The organism is Inquilinus sp., assembly GCF_039594555.1.
GTDB lineage: Bacteria > Pseudomonadota > Alphaproteobacteria > DSM-16000 > Inquilinaceae > Inquilinus.
Genome location: NZ_JBCNNF010000407.1, coordinates 1 through 6,226 on the forward strand (window position 1 = coordinate 1; position 6,226 = coordinate 6,226).

Sequence of the window (6,226 nt, forward strand, 5' to 3'; positions counted from 1 at the left end):
GTTCCAGTCGGTGCTGAAGAACTTCTGGATCAACATCGTCGAGGAGAAGAGCCACAGCTTCGGCGTCATGCCGCTGAGCTTCTACTTCACCGAATACGCCCGGGTCTGGTCGTGGTGGCTGGCGCCCATGGCGGCGCTGATCGTGCTGGGCGCGCGCCGCCAGCCGATGCTGGTGGCGGTGCCGCTGGCGGTGGTGCTGTCGCACAGCCTGGTCGCCCACAAGGAATACCGGTTCGTTCTGCCGGCGCTGCCGTTCCTGCTGATCCTGGCGGCGATCGGCACCGAGCGGCTGGCCCGGCGCCTGGCCGGTCTGGCGGCGGGGCGCTGGCCGGGCACGCCGCGCTGGGCGCCGCTGGCGGTGCTGTGCGCCGCCTGGGTCCTCGCCTCCGGCCTGCTGTCGGGCAGCGATCGCTGGGGCCCGGAATGGAGCCGCGTCGCCCCCGGCATCGCCACCGCCACGGCGCTGCACGACCGCGAGGCGCTGTGCGGGCTGGGCCTGATGACGCCGTGGTGGGATCTGCCCGGCTACACCACCCTGCACCGCGACGTGCCGGTGTTCTGGTTCGGCGACGACACGCGGCGGTTGTGGCGCTCCGCCCCGTCCTTCAACTATGTGATGGCGCGGCCGGAGCAGATGCCGCCGGGCACCGGCTACCGGCTGGAGAGCTGCCCGAGCGAGATCTGCCTGTACCGCCGGCCGGGCCAGTGCTCCGCCCCCCGCGACATCGGCGTGAGCGGGTCGATGGCCGAGCGCGGGATGTGATTCCCGGGGCCCCGAGTCGCGCCGACTCTCCGCTTGAGACTCGGGCCGGGCTGGTCTAAAGCAACCCGGCGGCGGGAACGGCCCGCCGTTCCCGCTTCTCGCACTGGCCCATCCCAGCCGAGTCCGGCTGACAGGAAATCACCGTCGCATGTTCAATTTCTTCGGTTTCCTTTCCGCCGACATCGCCATCGACCTGGGCACGGCGAACACGCTGGTCTACGTCAAGGGCCGGGGCATCGTGCTGAACGAACCGTCGGTCGTGGCGATCCAGACCAACCGCGGCAAGAAGCAGGTCCTGGCGGTCGGCGACGAGGCCAAGCTGATGCTGGGCCGCACCCCGGGCAGCATCATCGCCATCCGCCCGCTCCGCGACGGCGTCATCGCCGATTTCGAGGTGGCGGAGGAAATGATCAAGCATTTCATCCGCAAGGTCACCAACCGCCGCAGCTTCGCGGCGCCGGAGATGATCATCTGCGTGCCCTCGGGCTCGACCGCGGTCGAGCGCCGGGCGATCCAGGAATCGGCCGAGAGCGCCGGCGCCCGCCGGGTCCGCCTGATCGAGGAGCCGATGGCGGCGGCGATCGGCGCCGGCCTGCCGGTGACCCAGCCGACCGGCAGCATGATCGTCGACATCGGCGGCGGCACCACCGAGGTGGCGGTGCTGTCGCTCGGCGGCATCGTCTATTCGCGCTCGGTCCGCGTCGGCGGCGACAAGATGGACGAGGCGATCATCGCCTATATCCGCCGCAACCATAACCTGCTGATCGGCGAGGGGTCGGCCGAGCGGATCAAGAAGGAGATCGGCTCCGCCGCCCCGCCGGAGGACGGCGAGGGCCGCTACATGGAGATCCGCGGCCGCGACCTGCTGAACGGCGTGCCGAAGGAGCTGCTGATCTCCGAGCGCCAGATCGCCGAGAGCCTGGCCGAGCCGATCAGCCAGATCGTCGAGGCGGTGAAGGTGGCGCTGGAGCACACGGCACCGGAGCTGGCGGCCGACATCGTCGACAAGGGCATCGTCCTGACCGGCGGCGGCTCGCTGCTCGGCAATCTCGACCTGGTGCTGCGGCACGCCACCGGCCTGCCGGTGTCGATCGCCGACGACCCGCTGTCCTGCGTCGCGCTGGGCACAGGCCGGGCGCTGGAGGAGCGGTCGCTGCAGGCGGTCCTGATCAGTGCTTACTGAGATCTGAAAGCGGCGTTATTGTAAGAGCATAGCGGGGTGTGGCGAGGCGCCCCGCTGCAACCGTTGGGCGACGGACGGAACATGCGGGTGATGCAACGGAGCAGACCGGCGGTTCGCATCGCGGCAGTCAGGGCCGTCGCTCATCGATTCTCCTTCGGCCTCCTGCTGTTCGCCGCCGTCAGCCTGCTGATGGTCGGCAAGATCGACGCCGTGCTGCTGGATGGCGTCCGCGCCCGCGTGGTCGACGCGGTGGCGCCGATCCTCGACGCCATGTCGCGCCCGGCGGCCAGCGTCGCCCGGCTGGTGACCGAGTTCCAGACCCTATCCGACATCCGCGGCGAGAATTCCCGGCTGCGGCAGGAGCTGTCGACGCTGCGCCAGTACCAGGACGTCGCGTTCCGGCTGGAGGCCGAGAACCTGACGCTGCGCAACCTGCTGAACTACACGCCGGATTCGGCCCATTCCTTCCTCACCGCCCGGGTGGTGGCCGACAATGGCGGCGCCTTCGTGCGCAGCCTGACGATCAATCTCGGCTCCGTGAACGGCATCCGCGACGGCCAGGCGGTGCTCGGCGGCCGCGGCCTGATCGGCCGGATCGTCGAGACCGGCGACCATTCCGCGCGGGTGCTGCTGATCACCGACCTCAACGCCCGCATCCCGGTGACGATCGAGCGCACCCAGCAGCGCGCGGTGGTCGGCGGCGACAACACCGACCGGCCGCGCCTGCTGTACCTGCCGCCGGACGCCTCGATCCGCGTCGGCGACCGCATCGTCACCTCCGGCGCCGGCGGCATGTTCCCGGCCGGCCTGCCGGTCGGTGTCGTCGCCGCGGCGCAGGACGCCACCATCCGGATCCAGCCGATCGAGCCGCTCGAGGCCATCCCCTACGTCAAGGTCGTCGATTTCCGCACGCTCGATCCCGGGATGGCGATGCAGCCGGTGCCCGGCTTCGGCCAATGACCGGGGACCTGCTGCACAAGCTCGACCTCGCCGCCCGCCATGCCGCCCCCGGGGCCGTGACGCTGATCCTGGTGCTGGTCGGCGTCACCCCGACCCAGCTGCCCTATTACAGCAGCATCGCGCCGCTGCTGCCGCTGGCCTCGGTCTATTACTGGGGCGTGCACCGGCCCGACCTGATGCCGATGTGGCTGCTGTTCCTGGTCGGCCTCCTGCATGACGCGCTGACCGATTCGCCGATCGGCTTGCACGCCGCGATCCTGCTGCTGTGCCAATGGGTGCTGCTGCGCCAGCGCCGCTTCCTGGCCGGGCAGCCCTTCGTGGTGCTGTGGCTGGGCTTCGCCGTGCTGGCTGCCGCCGTCACCCTGGTCGAATGGATCGGCGTCGGCCTCTACGACGTCGCCATCGTGCCGCCGCGGCCGCTCCTGATCCGGCTGGTCGTGACCATCGCCCTGTTCCCGCCGCTGGCCTGGCTGTTCATCCAGGTGCATCGCGGCTTCCTGCGGGCGGGGGAGTGATGGACCGCGACGCCGACCGTTCGCGCGGCTTCACCCGCCGCGCCCTGGCCCTCGGCGGGCTGAAGCTCGGCCTGCTCGGCGTGCTGGGCGGGCGGCTGTACTACCTCCAGGTGGAGGAGAGCGACCGCTACAAGGTCCTGGCCGAATCCAACCGCATCAACATGCGGCTCCTGGCCCCGTCGCGCGGCCTGATCACCGACCGCTTCGGCACCCAGATGGCGGTCAACGACCAGAACTTCCGGGTCGTGCTGGTGGCGGAGGAGGCGAAGGACATCCAGGGCGTGCTCGGCCGGCTCGGGCAGAACGTGCCGCTGACCGACGCCGACCTGGCCCGCATCATCCGCGACGTCAAGCGCCGCCGCGCCTTCGTGCCGGTGACGGTGAAGGAGAATCTCAGCTGGGAGCAGGTCTCCTGGATCGATGTCAACGGGCCGGAGCTGCCGGGCCTGTCGATCGAGGTCGGCGAATCCCGCCGCTATCCCTTCGGCGTCGAGATGGCCCATATCATCGGCTATGTCGGCGCCGTGGCCGAGGCCGACCTGACCGGCGAGCCGGTGCTGAGCCTGCCGGGCTTCCGCATCGGCAAGTCTGGGATCGAGCGGCAATACGAGACCGACCTGCGCGGCGTTGCCGGGTCGAGCCAGGTCGAGGTCAACGCCGTCGGCCGGGTGATCCGCGAGCTGAACCGGGACGAGGGCAAGCCGGGCCAGGAGGTCCGCCTGACCATCGACTACGAGTTGCAGCGCTATGTCATGGAGCGGCTGAAGACCGAGTTCAGCGCCGCCGCGGTGATCATGGACGTGCACAGCGGCGACGTGCTGGCCATGGCGTCGCACCCATCCTACGACGCCAACCTGTTCCCGAACGGCATCAGCACGGCCGACTGGCGCCGGCTGGTCGAGGACCCGTATGGCATCCTCAACAACAAGGTGATCAACGGCCAATACCCGCCGGGGTCCACCTTCAAGATCGCGGTGGCGGCGACGGCGCTGGAGGCGGGGGTGACCTCGCCGGACCAGCGCGTCTTCTGCCCCGGCTATGTCGATCTCGGCGACCACCGCTTCCACTGCTGGAAGCGCGGCGGCCATGGCAGCCTGAACGTGGTCGACGCCATGGCCCAGTCCTGCGACGTCTATTTCTACGAGATGGCGCGGCGGCTGGGCATCGACCGGCTGGCCGAAGGTGCCCGCAAATTCGGCATCGGCCAGAAGCTGGGCGTCGATCTGCCGAATGAGCGGCCGGGGCTGATGCCGGACAAAGCCTGGAAGGAAGCCACGATGGGCACCTCCTGGCAGATGGGCGAATCGCTGATCTCCGGCATCGGCCAGGGCTATGTGCTGGCGACGCCGCTGCAGCTGGCCACCATGACCTCGCGGCTGGTCAATGGCGGCAAGGCGGTGGTGCCCCGCCTGGTCATGGCGGTCGGCGGCAAGGCGATGCCGGAGGTGCCGGACGCGCCGCCGATCGGCGTCGCCAAGAGCCATATCGACACGGTGATCGAGGGCACGGTCGCGGTGATGACCCGCGGCACCGGCAAGCGCTCGCAGATCAAGCAGAAGGGCATGGAGATGGGCGGCAAGAGCGGCACCAGCCAGGTCCGCCGCATCACCATGGCCGAGCGCGCCGCGGGCGTGAACCCGGACAACTGGCCGTGGAACCAGCGCCACCATGCCTGGTTCGTCGCCTATGCCCCGGTCGGCGCGCCGCGCTACGCCTGCTCGGTGATCGTCGAGCATGGCGGCGGCGGCAGCGAATACGCGGCCCCGATCGCACGCGACATCCTGCTGGAATGCCAGCAGCGCGAGTCCGGCCGGCGTCTGTTGTCGGCCGCTCCGGGGGAGGGCTCCGACAAAGGTTGAGAGTTTCGTGAAGAAAGGGTTGCAACCCGTCCGGCCGTTGGCTATATCACCGGCCGTCCCGAGCGAACGGGCGCATAGCTCAGTTGGTAGAGCAGCTGACTCTTAATCAGCGGGTCCTAGGTTCGAGCCCTAGTGCGCCCACCAGTTCGCGGGATAGAAGGAGCAGGGCCCGCTTCGGCGGGCCTTTCTTTTTGCCGTGACTTGTTGCAAAGCGGCTGCCTTTCACGACCCGTCCTCGCTTGCGATCCGCCGCAGCATCTCCCGGAACCGGGCGGTCTCCTCGACGGTCAGGGGCCGAGCGGCGAGGGGGCCGGAATAGACCTCGTCGCGGCGCTCCGGCGGCAGGGTCATCGACCGCCAGCTGGAGGCGGCGCCGGTGATCAGCCGGCGCGACAGGAAGCTGCAGCCGCGGCGGAAGAAATCGGCCTGCCAGTCGTCGAAGGGCTGGTCCAGCCGCTCCAGATAGCGGGCCGCCCATTCGGCGGTCTCGGGGCGCGGCTCGCGGCGCTGGCCTCCGGCCATGGATTTCGACCTCCGACTCCACTGCAGGCTTTTCGGGCCGAGGCCCATTGACCTGCGGGATAGGACAACAGTCGTTAATCCTTCGTGAATTCCGGTCTCGACGGGCGGACCGGCCCGATCCGCAGCGCCGCCTCGATCCGCTGCAGCCGCGACAGGGTGGAGGCCAGGCCGGCGCAGAGCAGCCACAGCACCAGCCCGGCGACCACGGCGCCGCCGCCCATGGTCCAGGCCTCGGTCCGCAGCTGCCGGCCCAGCCCGGGCCCGTCGCCGATCATGTCGGCCAGCGCCGAGATCCGGGCATCCGGCGCCGCCAGCATGTCGGCCGGCCGGTCCGGGATCAGGGCGGAGACCTGGCCGAGCAGGTTGGCGGTGCCGAACAGCCTCGCGGCCAGGACGTATCCGGCCAGGAGGCCGGCGACGAACA

At 69.9% G+C, this 6,226-nt stretch carries 6 protein-coding genes, 1 tRNA gene and 1 pseudogene; 6 read left to right on the forward strand and 2 right to left on the reverse strand.

Translation table 11 applies throughout. The features are described from left to right. The 6 genes and pseudogenes from ABDW35_RS30030 to ABDW35_RS30055 form a co-directional block, all read left to right on the forward strand. Nucleotides 1-763: pseudogene (locus ABDW35_RS30030) on the forward strand (hypothetical protein); the annotation flags it as partial. A gap of 148 nt (nucleotides 764-911) precedes the next feature. Continuing rightward, nucleotides 912-1,946, forward strand: a complete 1,035-nt coding sequence (locus tag ABDW35_RS30035) for a rod shape-determining protein (RefSeq protein WP_343717521.1) — start codon at nucleotides 912-914, stop codon at nucleotides 1,944-1,946. A gap of 90 nt (nucleotides 1,947-2,036) precedes the next feature. Continuing rightward, nucleotides 2,037-2,906: a rod shape-determining protein MreC gene (mreC, locus tag ABDW35_RS30040; RefSeq protein WP_343717522.1), complete on the forward strand. Its 870-nt coding sequence runs from the start codon at nucleotides 2,037-2,039 to the stop codon at nucleotides 2,904-2,906. Further along, nucleotides 2,903-3,421 carry a rod shape-determining protein MreD gene (mreD, locus tag ABDW35_RS30045; RefSeq protein ID WP_343717523.1) on the forward strand — a complete coding sequence of 173 codons (519 nt, stop codon included), beginning with the start codon at nucleotides 2,903-2,905 and terminating at the stop codon, nucleotides 3,419-3,421. Before mreC ends, mreD begins: the two co-directional genes overlap by 4 nt. Further along, the gene (gene mrdA, locus ABDW35_RS30050; protein WP_343717524.1) at nucleotides 3,421-5,280 is read left to right on the forward strand and encodes a penicillin-binding protein 2; all 1,860 of its coding nucleotides are present in this window, start codon (nucleotides 3,421-3,423) and stop codon (nucleotides 5,278-5,280) included. The genes mreD and mrdA overlap by 1 nt, the downstream gene beginning before the upstream one ends. Before the next feature lie 68 nt (nucleotides 5,281-5,348). Then, nucleotides 5,349-5,424 (forward strand) — tRNA-Lys (locus ABDW35_RS30055). A gap of 78 nt (nucleotides 5,425-5,502) precedes the next feature. On the opposite strand, the gene ABDW35_RS30060 is transcribed toward ABDW35_RS30055, so the two are convergent. Together ABDW35_RS30060 and ABDW35_RS30065 are read right to left on the reverse strand one after the other, a co-directional pair. After that, a complete protein-coding gene (locus tag ABDW35_RS30060) occupies nucleotides 5,503-5,802 on the reverse strand; it encodes a hypothetical protein (protein ID WP_343717525.1) in 300 nt (99 codons plus the stop codon). A 74-nt stretch (nucleotides 5,803-5,876) separates the two neighbouring features. After that, on the reverse strand, nucleotides 5,877-6,226 hold a 350-nt coding region (locus ABDW35_RS30065), incomplete at its 5' end, for a hypothetical protein (protein ID WP_343717526.1).

Excerpts from the sequence above, each read along its gene's own strand:
- mrdA (WP_343717524.1), top strand. The coding sequence starts at position 3,421 with ATGGACCGCGACGCCGACCGTTCGCGCGGCTTCACCCGCCGCGCCCTG.
- ABDW35_RS30035 (WP_343717521.1), top strand. The coding sequence starts at position 912 with ATGTTCAATTTCTTCGGTTTCCTTTCCGCCGACATCGCCATCGACCTG.
- ABDW35_RS30060 (WP_343717525.1), bottom strand. The coding sequence starts at position 5,802 with ATGGCCGGAGGCCAGCGCCGCGAGCCGCGCCCCGAGACCGCCGAATGG.
- mreC (WP_343717522.1), top strand. The coding sequence starts at position 2,037 with ATGCAACGGAGCAGACCGGCGGTTCGCATCGCGGCAGTCAGGGCCGTC.
- mreD (WP_343717523.1), top strand. The coding sequence starts at position 2,903 with ATGACCGGGGACCTGCTGCACAAGCTCGACCTCGCCGCCCGCCATGCC.